This window comes from Burkholderia sp. JPY481 (assembly GCF_038900515.1).
Classification (GTDB): domain Bacteria; phylum Pseudomonadota; class Gammaproteobacteria; order Burkholderiales; family Burkholderiaceae; genus Paraburkholderia; species Paraburkholderia youngii.
Genome location: NZ_JAYMRT010000180.1, coordinates 1 through 276, shown reverse-complemented (window position 1 = coordinate 276; position 276 = coordinate 1). Strand labels below are relative to the sequence as shown.

Genomic DNA, 276 nt, shown 5'->3' with positions numbered 1-276 from the left:
CATCGAGCGCGAGGCGCAGACACTGGAAGCTGAAGAGCGTCGCAGGCTTCGACAGAGCCGGGCCAAACCGGTGTGCGACGCACTTCATGAATGGATGGTGGCGCAGCGCAAGCTGGTTTCGGAAGGTTCAGCGATTGCGAAAGCGCTGGTGTCACTGACCGGCATATTCGAGCCATTCCGGGATCGGCGTAATCGAGCCACCGGATGATCGCCGCAATCGGGCCACTCGATGATCGGCGTATTGGAGCCACCGCAGGATCGGCGTAATCGAGCCAC

Annotated in this window: 1 pseudogene; it reads left to right on the top strand. The window is 61.2% G+C overall.

Features of this window, described 5'->3' with window-relative positions:
• A pseudogene (locus tag VSR82_RS40225) lies at positions 1-148 on the top strand (IS66 family transposase); the annotation flags it as partial.
• Positions 149-276: the final 128 nt, after the last annotated feature.